Below are 14,973 nucleotides of genomic sequence, written 5' to 3' on the forward strand. Positions count from 1 at the left end.
TCAGGCCTCGTCCACGTCGGCCGGACCGCGTACGTCCGTCACGGTGAAGAGCCCGCCGTCCGGGTCCCGCAGCGTCGCCTCGCTGCCGTGCCGCACGTCGCGCCGTTCCATCACGGTCCCGCCGTTGCGCTCCGCGGCGCGGACCGTCGCGTCCACGTCGGGCACCGGGAACTGCACCTGCCAGTGCGGGCGCACCTGGGGGTCGGGTGCGGCCTCCACCGCACCGGAGCTGATCCGTGCCAGGGGGCGCCCGTTGCAGCGTACGAGCACCTCCTCCTTCACGTACGCCACCTCGCAGCCCCCGGGCTCCCCGCTCTCCCAGCCGAGGACCTCGCCGTAGAAGATCGCGGCGTCGAAGGCGTCCCTGGTGCGCAGCCGGAGCCAGGCGTGCGCCCGGTTCCCGGACGGCGCGAGGGTGGCCGCGCGTCCGGTCCACTCCCAGGCGCCGAAGGACGCGCCGTCCCGGTCGGCGGCCAGGACCGCGCGGCCCTGCCCGACGGTCAGCGGCCCCACCGCCACGGTCCCGCTGCGCTCGCGGATCCGGGCGGAGACGATGTCGGCGTCCCGCACCGAGAAGTACGGCATCCAGGCGACGGCCACCTGGTAGGCGGACGCGACCGCCCCGATGCCCGCCACGGGCACCCCGCCGGAACGCGCCATCACGAAGTCCCTGCCCAGCGGCCCCGGGCGGAACGTCCAGCCGAGAACGGCACCGTAGAAGAGCTGCGCGTCCGCCAGGTCGCGGGTCACCAGGTGGACCCAGCACGGGGCGCTCGCACCGCTGAGCACCGCCGGTTCCGGCGCGGTCCGCGGATCACCAGGAGTCATGGTCCACTGCCCTATCGGTTCTGCGGCATGACTTCTTCGGTGCCGCGCGGCCAGCACCAGCCTCATGCGCCGCGGCGACTCCCGCAACACGCGGCGCGGCGGCCGCGCCGGAGCGCGGCCGCCGGGGAGGCCTGTTCACACCGCGTGCCACCGGGCGGGGCCCGGACCCGTGAAGGGTCCCGTCCGGCTCCGGTGGCACGGCCGTCAGTCGCGCGGGCGCTCGGTGTCGGGCGGGATCACCTCGTTGCCGTGGTCGCCGAGCTCGTACGGCGAAAGGGCCCGGCCGTCCTCGGGAAAGCTGTCCGAGCCGTGCTTGTCGCTCTCCAGGATCTCCGTACGGTGATCAGGCCGGTGCGGCTGCTCCTCGGGGCGGGGCGGCGGGGATTCCCTGTCCCGGCGCCGCATGCCCCACCAGAAGGCGCCGATCAGGAGAATCACCACGGCCAGCCCCACGATGCCCAGGAGCACGCCCACCGCGCCCCGGCCGTCGGCGAGGGTGGCGGCGAGCGTGCCGCTTGCTCCGTTCGTTACGTCCATGCATGGCGCATACCCCGGGGAACCGAGCGCAGACAGCCATTGACATGAATTCATGTTTTATGGCGATGTCACGGTAAATGTGTTTCATATGGTTCAAATCGGCTACACGATGATGACCGAGCAAGCGGGTCCCAGGGCCCTCGTCGAGGACGTGGTCGCGGCGGAGGCGGCCGGTTTCGACTTCTCCGTCAGCTCCGACCACTACTTCCCCTGGCTGGCGTCCCAGGGACACGCGCCCTACGCCTGGTCCGTCCTGGGAGCGGCGGCGCAGGCCACGTCCAGCATCCCGCTGATGACCTACGTGACCTGCCCGACGACCCGCTACCACCCGGCGGTCGTCGCACAGAAGGCGGCGACGCTCCAACTGCTCGCCGAGGGCCGCTTCCGGCTCGGCCTGGGATCCGGTGAGAGCCTCAACGAACACGTCGTCGGCGCCGGCTGGCCCTCCCCCCACGTCCGACTGGAGAAGCTCGAGGAGGCCGTCCACATCATCCGCGCGCTCCTGGACGGCGGCCACGTCACCCACCACGGCACCCATTTCGACGTGGAGAACGCCAAGGTGTGGGACCTGCCCGAGCAGCCCGTCCCCCTCGGCATCGCGGTGTCCGGGGAACGGTCCTGCGCACTCGCGGGCAGGCTGGGCGACCTGGTCATCGCGACGGAGCCCAAGGAGGAGCTGCTCGGCGCGTTCGACCGGCACGGCGGGGCGGGGAAGCCCCGGGTGGGCCAGGTGCCCGTCTGCTACGACACCGACCGGGACGCCGCTGTCGCCCGCGCCCACGACCAGTTCCGCTGGTCGTTGGGCGGCTGGAAGGTCAACTCGGAACTGCCGGGACCCGACGCGTTCGACCAGGCGACCCGCTTCGTCCGCGAGGAGGACATCGCCGGATCGATCCCGTGCGGACCGGACGTCGAGGCGTTCGTCGAGGCCGTGCGCCCCTACAGCGAGGCCGGATTCACCGAGGTGGCCCTCGTCCAGATCGGCGGGGCCCACCAGCGGCCCTTCATCGAATGGGCCCGCAGCACGCTCCTGCCGGCGCTGCGCGAGCTGTAGGCGGCGGCCCGCCCCCGGCGGGGGCAGGCCGCACGTTCCCGCCGCCCACCGGGCCGGTGATCCCTCGCGCCCGCCCGTCCGGGCCGTCGCTCGTGTCGCCGACAGGGAGCCGGGGGGTGAGCCTGGAACCAGTACGACGGTGTGCGGAAGCGCGCACGACGGTTGTCGCCGGCCCGGCGGAGCCACCTCGGCACGAGGAGAACCACCTGATCGAGCAGTTCCTCACCGGGCCCGGCCTCGTGCGGCCGGACCGCGTACACACGGTCGGCGCCCGGCGGGGGACCGGCCGGCGTCCACCGTGCTCCCACCGAAAGGAACCCAGGGTGAACAGCACGCAGCAACCAGCGCACGCACACCAGGAGAGCGGCGATGTCGTGGTGGCGGTGACCGGCTGCCCGAAGGAGGACGCGCGCACGGTGTTCGACGTCCTGCGCCGCTCCTTCGACTCCGACCGCCCGGCGAGCGACACCCCCGAGGAGGAGTCGGACGTCCGCCCCACCGTGTGGACGGCGACCGTGGACGTCACCGGGGTGAAGCCCGGTGCGGGCCCCGCGCGGCTCTCCGTGCCCGTGATGGTCGACGCGCAGGGCGGCTACTGGGCCGTCGACCAGCTCCGCAGGCACCTGGCGGACTCGTTCGCCGTCCGGCTCGTCGGAACGGCTGCGGGCGACCAGGAGCAGGAGATCCGGCTGCGCCTGGAGAGCCACCGGCCCGCGTGAGGACCACACCACCGAACCCGGAAGGTACGCGCCCATGAACGCCACCCCGCGCACCGTCGACGCGGAAGCGGCCCGGATGCCGACTCCCGACGACCGTTCCACCTTCACCCTGCACGTCAACGGCACCGCACGGACCCTGACGCTCGACCACCGCACCACCGTGCTGGACGCGCTGAGGGAACACCTGGGACTCACCGGCGCCAAGAAGGGCTGCGACCACGGCCAGTGCGGAGCCTGCACCGTGCTCGTCGAGGGACGGCGGGCCAACAGCTGCCTGCTGCTGGCCGTCGCCCAGGCGGACGCCCACATCACCACCGTCGAAGGACTGGCCGAGGGGGACCGGCTGCACCCGTTGCAGGCGGCCTTCCTGGAGAGGGACGCGCTCCAGTGCGGCTACTGCACCCCCGGGCAGATCTGTTCCGCGGCCGGCATGCTCGCTGAGGCCGCCGACGGCTTCCCCTCGCACGTCACCCCGCCGGCGGCCCTCGCCGCCGAAGGGCCGGCCGCGCTCGGCAGGGAAGAGATCCGTGAGCGGATGAGCGGCAACCTCTGCCGGTGCGGCGCCTACCCGCACATCGTCGACGCGATCGAGGACGTGGCACCGTGAAGCCCTTCGCCTACCTGCGCCCCGCCTCCGTCGCCGAGGCCGTCCGCGCCGGCGCCGGGCACCCCGGCGCACGCTTCCTCGGCGGCGGCACCAACCTCGTCGACCTGATGAAGCTCGGGGTGGAGTCGCCCGGGCTGCTCGTGGACGTCAGCCGGCTGCCGCTGGACCGCACGGCACGGACCGACGACGGCGGTCTGCGGATCGGCGCGACCGTACGCAACAGCGACCTCGCCGCGCACCCCGACGTCCGGGCCGGCTACCCCGCCCTGTCGCAGGCCCTGCTGGCCGGTGCGTCCGGACAGCTCCGCAACACCGCCACCACCGGCGGCAACCTGCTCCAGCGCACCCGGTGCCCGTACTTCCAGGACGTCTCCAAGCCCTGCAACAAGCGGCTTCCCGGTTCCGGCTGCCCGGCCAGGGAGGGGGCGCACCGCGATCTCGCCGTCCTGGGCCACTCGCAGGACTGCGTCGCCACCCACCCCTCGGACATGGCCGTCGCCCTGGCCGCCCTCGACGCCACCGTGACGCTGCACGGACCCGAGGGGACGCGGACCGTGCCCGTGACCGACTTCCACCGGCTGCCCGGCGACAACCCGGACCAGGACACGGTGATCCGCCCCGGCGAGCTGATCACCGAGGTGGTGCTGCCGCCACCCGCCACCGGTGCCTCCTCCCTCTACCGCAAGGCCCGCGACCGCGCCTCGTACGCCTTCGCCCTGGCCTCCGTCGCCGCCGTCCTGAGCGTGCGCGACGGACACGCCGACCGTGTCTCGCTCGCCTTCGGCGGACTCGCGCACCGTCCGTGGCGGGCGAGGGTGGCCGAGGACCTGATGCGCGGCGCTCCCGCGACCGAGGAGACCTTCGCCCGCGCGGTGGACGCCGAACTCCGGGCGGCCAGGCCGCTGCGCGAGAACGGGTTCAAGGTGGAGCTGGCCCGCAGGCTGGCCGTCGGCGCCCTCGCCGAACTCACGCACCGGGCCCAGCCCGCCTGATCCGCCGGCCGCACGTCCCGACGAACCGAGGACTTCCGTCATGAGCGACTCCCCCCAGGTACCGGGCGCGCCCGTACTCCGCCGCGAAGGCCGGGACAAGGTCACCGGCACCGCCCGCTACGCCGCCGAGCACACCGCGCCGGGCTGTCTGTACGGCTGGATCGTGCCCGCCGCCGTCCCGGGCGGGCACGTCACCGCGATCCGCACCGCCGACGCGCTGTCCGTGCCCGGGGTGCACACCGTCCTGACCCATGACAACGCGCCACGGCTGGAGGAACCCGACGACCCGATCCTCGCCGTCCTCCAGAACGGCCGGGTGCCGCACCGGGGCTGGCCGGTCGCCCTCGTCCTGGCCGGGAGTCCGGAGGCCGCCCGGGCCGGCGCGGAGGCCGTGTACGTCGAGTACGCCACCACCGGGCACGACGTCGTCCTCACCGCGGACCACCCGGGCCTCTACACCCCCGAGGAGGCGAACGGCGGCCATCCCGGCCTGCGCGAACGGGGCGACGCCCTGCGCGCCTTCGACGCCGCCCCCGTGCGGATCGACGCCACCTACACACTGGGGGGACTGCACAACCACCCCATGGAACCGCACGCCGCCACCGCCCGGTGGGCCGACGGGCACCTCACCGTCCACGACTCCAGCCAGGGATCGACCGCCGTGCGCGACGGCCTCGCCAAGGTCCTCGGCCTCGACCGGGAACACGTCACCGTCATCTCCGAACACGTCGGCGGCGGCTTCGGCTCCAAGGGCACCCCACGCCCCCAGTGCGTCCTCGCGGCGATGGCCGCACGGCACACCGGCCTCACGGTCCAGCTCGCCCTGCCCCGGCGGTACATGGCGGCGGTCGTCGGCCACCGCGCCCCCACCCTGCAACGGGTGCGGCTGGGGGCCGGCCGCGACGGCGTGCTCACCAGCGTGTCCCACGAGATCGTCACGCAGACCTCGCGGATCAAGGAATTCGTCGAGCAGGCGGCCGTTCCCGCCCGCGTCATGTACGCCTCGCCCCACAGCCGCACCGGGCACCGGGTGGTGGCACTCGACGTGCCCAGCCCGTCCTGGATGCGCGCGCCGGGGGAGGCCTCGGGCATGTACGCCCTGGAGTCCGCCATGGACGAACTGGCCTGCGCCCTGGGGATCGACCCGGTCGAGCTGAGGCTGCGCAACGAGCCGCCCGCCGAACCCGACAGCGGGCGCCCCTTCAGCAGCCGCAACCTCGCGGCCTGCCTCCGCGAGGGCGCCCGGCGCTTCGGCTGGCAGGGCCGGGACCCGCAGCCCGCCACCCGGGAGGAGGGGCCCTGGCTCCTCGGTACCGGCGTGGCCTCGGCGACGTATCCCGTCCTCGTCTCGAAGGCCGTGGCGTCCGCGCACGCCGCCCCGGACGGCTCCTACCGCGTCAGGGTCAACGCCACCGACATCGGGACCGGCGCCCGGACCGTCCTGGCGCAGATCGCCGCCTCGGTCCTGGGCACCGCCCCCGAGAACGTACGGACCGACATCGGCAGCAGCGACCTGCCGCCCGCGCCCGTCGCGGGCGGCTCCTCGGGCACCGCCTCCTGGGGGTCCGCGGTGCACAAGGCCGCCACCGAGCTGGTGCGCCGGCTCGCGGAGCACACCGGTCCGCTCCCGCCCCGGGGCATCACCGTCACCGCCGACACCGGTGAGGAGACGGCGCGGGAATCGCCGTACGCGCGGCACGCCTTCGGCGCCCACTTCGCCGAGGTGGCCGTCGACTCCCTCACGGGCGAGGTGCGGGTGCGCAGACTGCTCGGCGTGTACGCCGCCGGACGCATCCTCAACTCCCGTACGGCGCGGTCGCAGTTCATCGGCGGCATGGTCATGGGGCTCGGTATGGCCCTCACCGAGGGCAGCACCATGGACCCGGTCTTCGGCGACTTCACCGAGAACGACCTGGCCTCCTACCACGTGCCGTCCTGCGCGGACGTCCCCGACATCCAGGCGCACTGGATCGACGAGGACGATCCGCACCTCAACCCCATGGGCAGCAAGGGCATCGGGGAGATCGGCATCGTCGGCACCGCGGCCGCCATCGGGAACGCCGTGCGCCACGCCACCGGCGCCCGGCTGCGCGAACTCCCCCTCACCCCCGACAAGGTGCTGCCCTACCTGCCGTGACACCCGCCGCACGGGCCCCTCGGTTGCGCGACCGGCCCCCGCGGGTCACCCTGATGAGTGACCCAGAAGTGATCAGTGCTCACGCGTCGTGTTCGGGGGTCGTCGATTCGAGCGGGGGTGGAGCACATGAGCCTCGCCGTGAGGAGCCCCAACGATGACCGTTCCACTCGACCGGCACTATCTGGTCGAACTGCAGGTGTCGGCAGAGCGCGTTTCCCAGCTGCGGCGCATCGTGGCCGCGCACCTTCGCCACTGGAGTCTCGAACTGCACGTCCGGCCGGTGTGCCGGGCCGCCGAGGAGCTCCTGGCGAACGTCCGGCGACATCTCGGCGACGGCAGCCGGTGCGTCCTGGAGCTCCGCTGGTCCGGTCGGCACCTGACGGTGTCCGTGGCGGACGACGACCCGCGGATGCCCCGGCTGCTCGACGGCGGTGGCGGCGGCCTGAGCCGCGTGATGGCCCTGAGCGACAGCTGGGGCACGTGCAGGACCACCGACGGCAAGGTCGTGTGGTTCACGCGCTACGCGGAGGCCCCGTGCACCACCGGGCTGCTCCCGCGGACACCGCTCCCCGACGGCCGTACGTTCCTCGGCGCTCCGGTCGCCGACAGCGGCCCGGTCGCCGAACTCGTGTGACCCACAACCCGGTGCCGGCCCGGCCGGCGCGGACGGTGTGCCCGAGGCACACATGATCCGCGCCGGCCGGGTACGCGTGCGTGAGGGGTCCGCGTCGCGCACCGCGGCGCGCGCGACGGTCGAAGGACGACGCAAGGAGACACTGCCATGCCCATCGCCACGGTCAATCCCGCGAACGGCGAGACGCTCAGGACATTCGACGCACTGGACGCGCGGGAGACCGAGCGCAGGATCGACGCCGCGCACCACGCGTTCCGCGCCTACCGGACCACGGCCTTCGCCGAGCGGTCCCGCCTGCTGAACCGGGCCGCCGACCTCCTCGACGAGGACCAGCAGGACATCGCCCGCACCATGACCACCGAGATGGGCAAGCCGGTCAAGGCCGCCCGCGCGGAGGCCGCCAAGTGCGCCAAGGCGATGCGCTGGTACGCGGCCAACGCCGAGCGCCTGCTCGCCGACGAGCACCCCGACGACGCCGACGTCAAGGACTCCGGCGCCTCCCGCGCACGGGTGCACTACCGGCCCCTGGGCGTCGTCCTCGCCGTGATGCCGTGGAACTTCCCGCTCTGGCAGGTCATGCGCTTCGCCGCGCCCGCGCTGATGGCGGGCAACACCGGCCTGCTCAAACACGCCTCGAACGTGCCGCAGACCGCCCTGTACCTGGAGGACCTGTTCACCAGGGCCGGATTCCCCGCAGGCTGCTTCCAGACGCTCCTCATCGGCTCGGGCGCCGTCGAGTCGGTCCTGCGCGATCCACGGGTCGCGGCGGCGACCCTCACCGGCAGCGAACCGGCGGGCCGCGCGGTCGCCTCCGTCGCGGGCGACGAGGTGAAGAAGACCGTGCTGGAGCTCGGCGGCAGCGACCCCTTCGTCGTCCTGCCCTCGGCGGACGTCGGGAAGGCCGCCGCGACGGCGGTCACGGCCCGTGTCCAGAACAACGGCCAGTCCTGCATCGCCGCCAAGCGCTTCATCGTGCACGCGGACGTGTACGACGCGTTCGCCGAGCGGTTCACCGAGGGGATGCGCGCCCTGACGGTCGGGGACCCCCTGGACGAGTCCACCGACGTGGGCCCGCTCTCCAGCGAACAGGGCCGCACCGACCTGGAGGAACTCGTGGAGGACGCCCTCGGCAAGGGTGCGGGGGCGCTGTGCGGGGGCGGGCGGCCCGAGGGCCTGGACCGTGGCTGGTTCTACCGGCCCACCGTCCTCACCGGCATCACCCCGGACATGCGCATCCACCGTGAGGAGACCTTCGGCCCGGTGGCGACGCTCTACCGGGCGGCCGACCTCGACGAGGCGCTGTCCCTCGCCAACGACACCCCCTTCGGGCTCAGTTCCAACGTCTGGACGCGCGATCAGGGCGAGATGGACCGCTGCGTACGCGACCTGGAGGCCGGCGGCGTCTTCTTCAACGGCATGACCGCCTCCCACCCCGCGCTGCCGTTCGGCGGGGTGAAGCGCTCCGGATACGGGCGCGAGCTTGCGGGCCACGGCATCCGCGAGTTCTGCAACGCCACCACCGTCTGGTACGGGCCGGACCAGGACGCCCGTTAGGGTCCCGCGTCCGGACCGGGCCGGACCGGGGCACACGGGCCGGGCGCGGCCCGAACAGGAGGCCCAGGATCCGGACACCCCTCGCCACGCCTCAGGGAGACGCCTCATGACCGACGCCCGAACACCGTCCGGGACCTCCGCCCCGTCCGACACCGAGATCGCCGCACTCGACGCGCACTGGCGCGCCGCCAACTACCTGGCGGTCGGCCAGATCTACCTGATGGCCAACCCCCTCCTGGAGGAGCCGCTGGCCCCCGAGCACATCAAACCGCGGCTGCTCGGCCACTGGGGGACCTCGCCCGGGCTGAACCTGGTCCACACCCATCTCAACCGGATCATCAGGAGGCGGAAGCGGAAGGCGCTCTGCGTCTGGGGGCCGGGCCACGGCGGCCCCGCCGTCCTCGCCAACTCCTGGCTGGAGGGCAGCTACGGCGAGACGTACCCCGACGTCGGCCGCGACCGCGCCGGAATGGCGGCGCTGTTCAAGCAGTTCTCCTTCCCCGGCGGTGTTCCCAGCCACGTGGCCCCGGAGACCCCGGGTTCCATCCACGAGGGCGGCGAACTGGGATACGCGCTCACCCATGCCTACGGCGCCGCCTTCGACCACCCCGACCTCCTGGTCGCCTGCGTCGTCGGGGACGGGGAGGCGGAGACGGGCCCGCTGGCCGCGTCCTGGCACTCCAACAAGTTCCTCGACCCCGTCCACGACGGGGCGGTGCTGCCGATCCTCCACCTCAACGGATACAAGATCGCGAACCCGACGGTCCTCGCCCGGCTGCCCGAGGACGAACTCGACGCGCTCCTGCGGGGCTACGGCCACGATCCCGTGTACGTCGCGGGGGACGAGCCCGCCGTGGTCCACCGCGCCCTGGCCGCCGCGATGGACCTGGCCGTGGACCGCATCGAGGAGTACCAGCGCGCGGCCCGCACCGGGGGTACGGCCGTACGCCCCCGCTGGCCGATGATCGTGCTGCGCACCCCCAAGGGCTGGACCGGGCCCGCGGACGTGGACGGGCTGCCCGTCGAGAACACCTGGCGCGCCCACCAGGTCCCGCTGCCCGGCGTCCGGGAGAACCCCGAACACCTGCGCCTGCTCGAGGAGTGGATGCGCTCCTACCGGCCCGGGGAGCTCTTCGACCCCGAGGGCCGGCCCACCGCCCAGGTCCTGGAGTGCGTCCCCGAAGGACCGGCCCGGCTCGGTGCGACGCCGTACGCCAACGGCGGGCTGCTCCTGCGGGACCTGCCGCTCCCTCCGCTGGAGGACCACGCGGTGCGGGTCGACAGGCCGGGGACCGTCCTGCACGAGCCGACCCGGGTCCTGGGCGGACTGCTCGAAGACGTCATGGCGGCCACCGCCGGCCGCAGGGACTTCCGCGTGGTGGGCCCCGACGAGACCGAGTCCAACCGCCTGGGCGCGCTCTACGGGGCGACCGGCAAGGCCTGGCAGGCGGAGATCCTGCCGACCGACGAACACCTGGCCCGCGACGGCCGGGTGATGGAAGTGCTCTCGGAACACCTCTGCCAGGGATGGCTGGAGGGGTACCTGCTCACCGGGCGCCACGGCCTGTTCTCCTCGTACGAGGCCTTCGCCCACATCGTCGACTCGATGGTCAACCAGCACATCAAGTGGCTGCGCACCTCGCGCAGGCTGCACTGGCGCGCGCCCGTCGCCTCGCTGAACTACCTCCTCACCTCGCACGTCTGGCGGCAGGACCACAACGGCTTCTCGCACCAGGACCCCGGCTTCGTCGACCACATCCTGAACAAGAGCCCCGAGGTCGTCCGGGTCTACCTGCCGCCGGACGCCAACACGCTGCTGTCCACCGCCGACCACGTGCTGCGCAGCCGGGACTACGTCAACGTGATCGTTGCCGGCAAGCAGCCCGGCTTCGACTGGCTCACCCTCGACGAGGCCCGCGCGCACTGTGCCCGGGGGGCCGGGGTGTGGGAGTGGGCCGGGACCGAGGACGGGAGCCGCGAGCCCGACGTCGTACTGGCCTGTGCCGGGGACGTGCCCACCCTGGAGACGATGGCCGCGGCCGGCCTGCTGCGGCGTCACCTCCCGGAGCTCGCCGTGCGGGTGGTCAACGTGGTCGACATGACCCGGCTGCTGCCGCGCGACGAGCACCCGCACGGGATGCCGGACGCGGAGTACGACTCCGTCTTCACCCGGGACAAGCCGGTGATCTTCGCGTACCACGGCTACCCCTGGCTGGTGCACCGTCTCGCCTACCGGCGCGCGGGACACGCCCATCTGCACGTCCGGGGCTACAAGGAGGAGGGGACCACCACCACGCCGTTCGACATGGTGGTCCGCAACGACCTGGACCGCTACCGGCTGGTCATGGACGTCCTCGACCGGGTTCCCGGTCTGGGGATCCGCGCCGTAGCCGTCCGGCAGGCGATGGCGGACGCCCGCACCCGCCACCACGACTGGATCCGGGAACACGGCACCGACCTGCCCGAGGTCGCCGACTGGGTCTGGGAGGGCTGACCCCGGCACGACGCACTCCGGCCGGCCCGCGGGGACGCGGGCCGGCCGGAGTGTGCGGGAAGGGTGCTCAGTTCACGGCCATGCGGACGACCGGTGAGACCGCACCTCCTCCGGCGAGCCGGAGGAGGTTCTCACCCCTGATGCCCAGCTTCACGCGCAGGCTGTACTCGCCGGTGCGGGCGGTCCTGACCGTGGCGGGCAGGGCGACCCAGCGCCCGCCCTGCTTCTGCTGGAGGGTGACCCGGGTGCCGGAGCCGATGTTCCGGGCGGAGCCGTGGATGCGGAACTCCTCCCAGGCCGCCACACCGCGCGCGGTCGCGTGGGCGGAGAGGGCCGGGCGCGTCGCCAGGTCGTGCGCGCGCTCGCCGGACGGCGGTGCGGGGACACCGGAGGACGCCGCCGCCGCGCCCACCGCGCCGCACAGCGTCACCGCCGTCAGCAGGGCCGCCGCCGACGCGCGCCTGAATCGGTCCATGAATGGCTCTCCTTCGTGCACGGCGCGATCGGTGAGACCGGCGCCGAGAGTCCGACTTCGGAGCGCCAAATCTAGACAAACTTCACATAATCCTCACGTAGGGACACGCGGTCAGAAACGCAGGACGGCGGCGATCCTGCCGTGGTCCGCGAGGGAGTCGTCGGCGACGAAGGCGACCTCGCACCCCTTGTCCAGGGCCGCTTCGACGAGCTCGTCGACGATGTCCTCGCGGACCTGGCCGTCCTCGGCCGGTGTGACGTCGGGACCCACCGGTTCCAGGTGCCCGTCGGTGACCCTGACCGTCCGTACGAAGTGCTCCTCGACCGCGACCAGGCCCGCCCGGCCCTCCCGTACGGCGAGCCACACCTCGTCGAGGCCGCCGGCGAAGGACCTGCTGCTGTGGGCGTTGTCGAGCCGCTCCTGGATCCGGGCGGCGGCCTGCTTCCGCCGGTCCTCCAGGGCCGGGCCCAGCTCCTTGAGCAGTTCGGGGGCGGTCGTCTCCGCCGTCGTCCCCTTCGCGACCCTGCCGACGGCCTGCTTCGCGCTCCCGCCCACCTCGTCGAGCAGGGACAGGGCGGGGGCGAGGCCGACCAGGAACAGCGGGCGCGGATCGGCGGCCAGCACGGCGCGCAGCTGCTCGTCCGCCGAGCGCAGGAAGGTGCGGGTGTCCTCGTTCGTGTACGTGCTCGGGGTGTCGCCGATCCGCTCCTCGCGCTGCGGGTTGGGCTCCTCGTGCGGTGCCGTGAGCGGGAACCCGTCCCTCGGCTCCGGGCGCAGGCCTTCCCCGGTGCCCGAGAACAGGGAGGCGTGCTCGGCGGACAGGCTGAGGACCCAGAACGGACGCGCCCCGGCCTTGGCCGCGACCAGGTTGCGGGTGAGGTAGCTGTCGCTCAGGACCACTCGTTCGGGCGCGGTGCGCGGCAGCTGCCAGATCTGGTACTCGTCGGTGTCGGCGAGGATGACGAGGGACTCCAGGGCGCGCCGCTGGTCGACCTCGGCCGCCGCGCGGTCGAGCTGCGCCTTCACCGCGGCCCGGGCCTCCTGGGACACCCGGGGATCGGCGTCCAGCCGGTTGCCGGCCTCGGCCACGAGGTTCCGCAGGCGGACGGCGTCCTGGGTGTTGTCAGGGGCCCGGCGGTGGGTCGGCATCGTCAGGGACAGCGCCGGATAGGGCCTGGTCGCGCGAAGTTCCTGTAGCAGGCCGGGCGTCAGGGCGTCCGTATCCATCGTTCCCTCCCGGGGGTTCGGGGTCCGCGGTGCTGGGGCCGCCCTCTGGTGCGGAGCGGGTCGTTCGACGAGTCAATTCATACCTTTTGATCCTAATATGGGCGAGTTATTCCTCTCGTCTCCGGAGGTGCAGCGATGGCCATGCCCACTGCGGGGGAGCTCCGGACGGCCGGGGGTGCGGAGGGCGTGGAAGCGTCCCCGCGCGCCTTCCGTGAGGAGGCGGTCGTCACGGCCTCCGGCGCGCGTCGCGGGGCCGGGCCGCGCGAGATCTCCGGCGACGAGGCGTGAGGGCGGCGGGGCCGCCCTCCCCGGGGTCCGCGCCCGGGCCCCCGCCGCACCGGGCGGGTGCGCGGTGAGCGCCTCCGAGGCCGTCACGGACGCGCTGCGCGATCTCCACGCGCGGTTCGCCGGTCTGCGTGAAGGCCGACGCGCCGACTACATCCCGGAGTTGACCAGGGCCGACCCCGCGGACTTCGGGCTCGCCCTCGTCAGCATGGACGGGCACGCCTACAGCGCCGGCGCCGCGGACACCCCCTTCACCTTGCAGTCGGTGTCCAAGCCCTTCGTCTACGCCCTCGCGCTCGCCTCCCTCGGCCTCGACGAGGTGGGCCGCTGGGTGGGGGCCGAACCGAGCGGTGAGGCGTTCAACGCCATCAGCCTGGAACCGGGCACCGGGCGGCCCGCCAACGCGATGGTCAACGCCGGCGCCATCGTCACCACCGCCCTGGTCCCCGACAGCCGTGAGGCGCCCGCCTTCGGGCGCATCCTGACCTGTCTGAGCCGTTTCGCCGGGCGCAGGCTGGAGGTCGACGAGGACGTCCACGCCTCCGAGGCCGCGACCGGGGACCGCAACCGCGCGCTCGCCTACCTGATCCGCAGCGCGGGCACCCTGCCGGTGGACCCCGTGGCCGCGGTGGACACCTACTTCCGGCAGTGCGCGGTGCGCGCCACCGCCGTCGATCTCGCCGTGATGGCCGCGACCCTGGCGTACGGCGGCGTCAACCCGGTCACCGGGGAGAAGGTCGTCCCCCCGGAGGTCGCGGCCCAGGTCCTCGCCGTGATGGCGACCTGCGGGATGTACGACTCCTCCGGCGACTGGCTGCTGAGGGTCGGGCTCCCGGCCAAGAGCGGCGTCTCGGGCGGTCTCATCGCCGCGGGGCCCGCCCGCTTCGGCCTGGCCGCCTACAGTCCTCCGCTGGACGCGTCGGGTACCTCGGTGCGCGGCCGCGCCGCGTTCGGCGCGCTCTCGGAGCGCCTCGGGCTCCACCTCATGAAGAACCCGGCACTGCCCGGCTCCACCGTCACCCTGGTCACCACCGCCGACGTGCTTCCCCGGGCGCCCTCCGGCCGCCGTGAGCGCGCCCTGCGCGAGCGGGTGGGTGTCGTCGCCGCCCAGGGCGCCCTCGACTTCACCGCGGCCGAGCGCGTGCTGTACGCCCTGGACGAGGCGGGCCCGGAGGAGGCCGGCGCCGTGGTGCTCGACCTGCGTGACGTGACCGGCGCCGACTCCGACGCGCTCGCGCTGCTGCACGCCGGCCTGTCCCGGCTCGCGCGTGAGGGGCGGCGCGCGGCCGTCGTGGATCCGGGGGACCGGCTGGGCCCCCCGGACCTCGTCCGCGAGCGGACCGGCCAGGACCTGCCGCGCTTCGCCTCCCGCGAGGAAGCCGCGGAACACTGCGTGCGGGAGGCGGCCGGGCCGTGACGTGCCGTTGCCG

The 14,973-nt window shown here is 73.5% G+C and carries 14 protein-coding genes; 10 read left to right on the plus strand and 4 right to left on the minus strand.

Translation table 11 applies throughout. The annotated features are described in order from the left end of the window. Together ACFVS9_RS16385 and ACFVS9_RS16390 are read right to left on the minus strand one after the other, a co-directional pair. The gene (locus tag ACFVS9_RS16385) at positions 1-828 is read right to left on the minus strand and encodes a VOC family protein (RefSeq protein WP_383113048.1); all 828 of its coding nucleotides are present in this window, start codon (positions 826-828) and stop codon (positions 1-3) included. 204 nt (positions 829-1,032) lie between these two features. Further along, the gene (locus tag ACFVS9_RS16390; RefSeq protein WP_383113049.1) at positions 1,033-1,365 is read right to left on the minus strand and encodes a DUF6479 family protein; all 333 of its coding nucleotides are present in this window, start codon (positions 1,363-1,365) and stop codon (positions 1,033-1,035) included. An 88-nt stretch (positions 1,366-1,453) separates the two neighbouring features. Here ACFVS9_RS16390 and ACFVS9_RS16395 point away from each other — a divergent pair, with 88 nt between their 5' ends. From ACFVS9_RS16395 to ACFVS9_RS16430, 8 genes are all read left to right on the plus strand, one after another. After that, complete coding sequence (locus ACFVS9_RS16395) at positions 1,454-2,419, plus strand: LLM class F420-dependent oxidoreductase (RefSeq protein WP_389932828.1); 966 nt, start codon at positions 1,454-1,456, stop codon at positions 2,417-2,419. Between the two features lie 323 nt (positions 2,420-2,742). Further along, positions 2,743-3,138, plus strand: a complete 396-nt coding sequence (locus ACFVS9_RS16400; protein ID WP_383113051.1) for a hypothetical protein — start codon at positions 2,743-2,745, stop codon at positions 3,136-3,138. A gap of 34 nt (positions 3,139-3,172) precedes the next feature. Beyond that, positions 3,173-3,745 carry a 2Fe-2S iron-sulfur cluster-binding protein gene (locus ACFVS9_RS16405; protein ID WP_383113052.1) on the plus strand — a complete coding sequence of 191 codons (573 nt, stop codon included), beginning with the start codon at positions 3,173-3,175 and terminating at the stop codon, positions 3,743-3,745. Then, positions 3,742-4,737, plus strand: coding sequence for an FAD binding domain-containing protein (locus tag ACFVS9_RS16410; RefSeq protein ID WP_383113053.1), 996 nt, complete (start codon positions 3,742-3,744; stop codon positions 4,735-4,737). Before ACFVS9_RS16405 ends, ACFVS9_RS16410 begins: the two co-directional genes overlap by 4 nt. A gap of 40 nt (positions 4,738-4,777) precedes the next feature. Continuing rightward, entirely contained in the window at positions 4,778-6,874 is a 2,097-nt protein-coding gene (locus ACFVS9_RS16415) for a xanthine dehydrogenase family protein molybdopterin-binding subunit (protein WP_389932832.1), read from the plus strand. Positions 6,875-7,028: 154 nt separating this feature from the next. Then, positions 7,029-7,508, plus strand: coding sequence for an ATP-binding protein (locus ACFVS9_RS16420; RefSeq protein ID WP_383113055.1), 480 nt, complete (start codon positions 7,029-7,031; stop codon positions 7,506-7,508). A gap of 147 nt (positions 7,509-7,655) precedes the next feature. Further along, positions 7,656-9,062, plus strand: coding sequence for an NADP-dependent succinic semialdehyde dehydrogenase (locus ACFVS9_RS16425; protein WP_389932835.1), 1,407 nt, complete (start codon positions 7,656-7,658; stop codon positions 9,060-9,062). Positions 9,063-9,168: 106 nt separating this feature from the next. After that, entirely contained in the window at positions 9,169-11,556 is a 2,388-nt protein-coding gene (locus tag ACFVS9_RS16430; protein WP_389932838.1) for a phosphoketolase, read from the plus strand. Between the two features lie 67 nt (positions 11,557-11,623). On the opposite strand, the gene ACFVS9_RS16435 is transcribed toward ACFVS9_RS16430, so the two are convergent. Further along, a complete protein-coding gene (locus ACFVS9_RS16435) occupies positions 11,624-12,031 on the minus strand; it encodes a hypothetical protein (protein ID WP_389932841.1) in 408 nt (135 codons plus the stop codon). A 111-nt stretch (positions 12,032-12,142) separates the two neighbouring features. Continuing rightward, the gene (locus tag ACFVS9_RS16440) at positions 12,143-13,258 is read right to left on the minus strand and encodes a chemotaxis protein (RefSeq protein ID WP_389932844.1); all 1,116 of its coding nucleotides are present in this window, start codon (positions 13,256-13,258) and stop codon (positions 12,143-12,145) included. Positions 13,259-13,393: 135 nt separating this feature from the next. On the opposite strand from ACFVS9_RS16440, the gene ACFVS9_RS16445 reads away from it, so the two are divergent. Further along, positions 13,394-13,546 (plus strand): hypothetical protein, encoded by a 153-nt coding sequence (locus tag ACFVS9_RS16445; RefSeq protein WP_383116283.1) that lies wholly within the window; start codon positions 13,394-13,396, stop codon positions 13,544-13,546. A 64-nt stretch (positions 13,547-13,610) separates the two neighbouring features. Then, positions 13,611-14,960 (plus strand): glutaminase A, encoded by a 1,350-nt coding sequence (gene glsA, locus ACFVS9_RS16450; RefSeq protein ID WP_389932847.1) that lies wholly within the window; start codon positions 13,611-13,613, stop codon positions 14,958-14,960. Positions 14,961-14,973 lie beyond the last annotated feature (13 nt).

Origin of the sequence: Streptomyces sp. NPDC058008 (assembly GCF_042886395.1) — a bacterium.
Classification (GTDB): domain Bacteria; phylum Actinomycetota; class Actinomycetes; order Streptomycetales; family Streptomycetaceae; genus Streptomyces.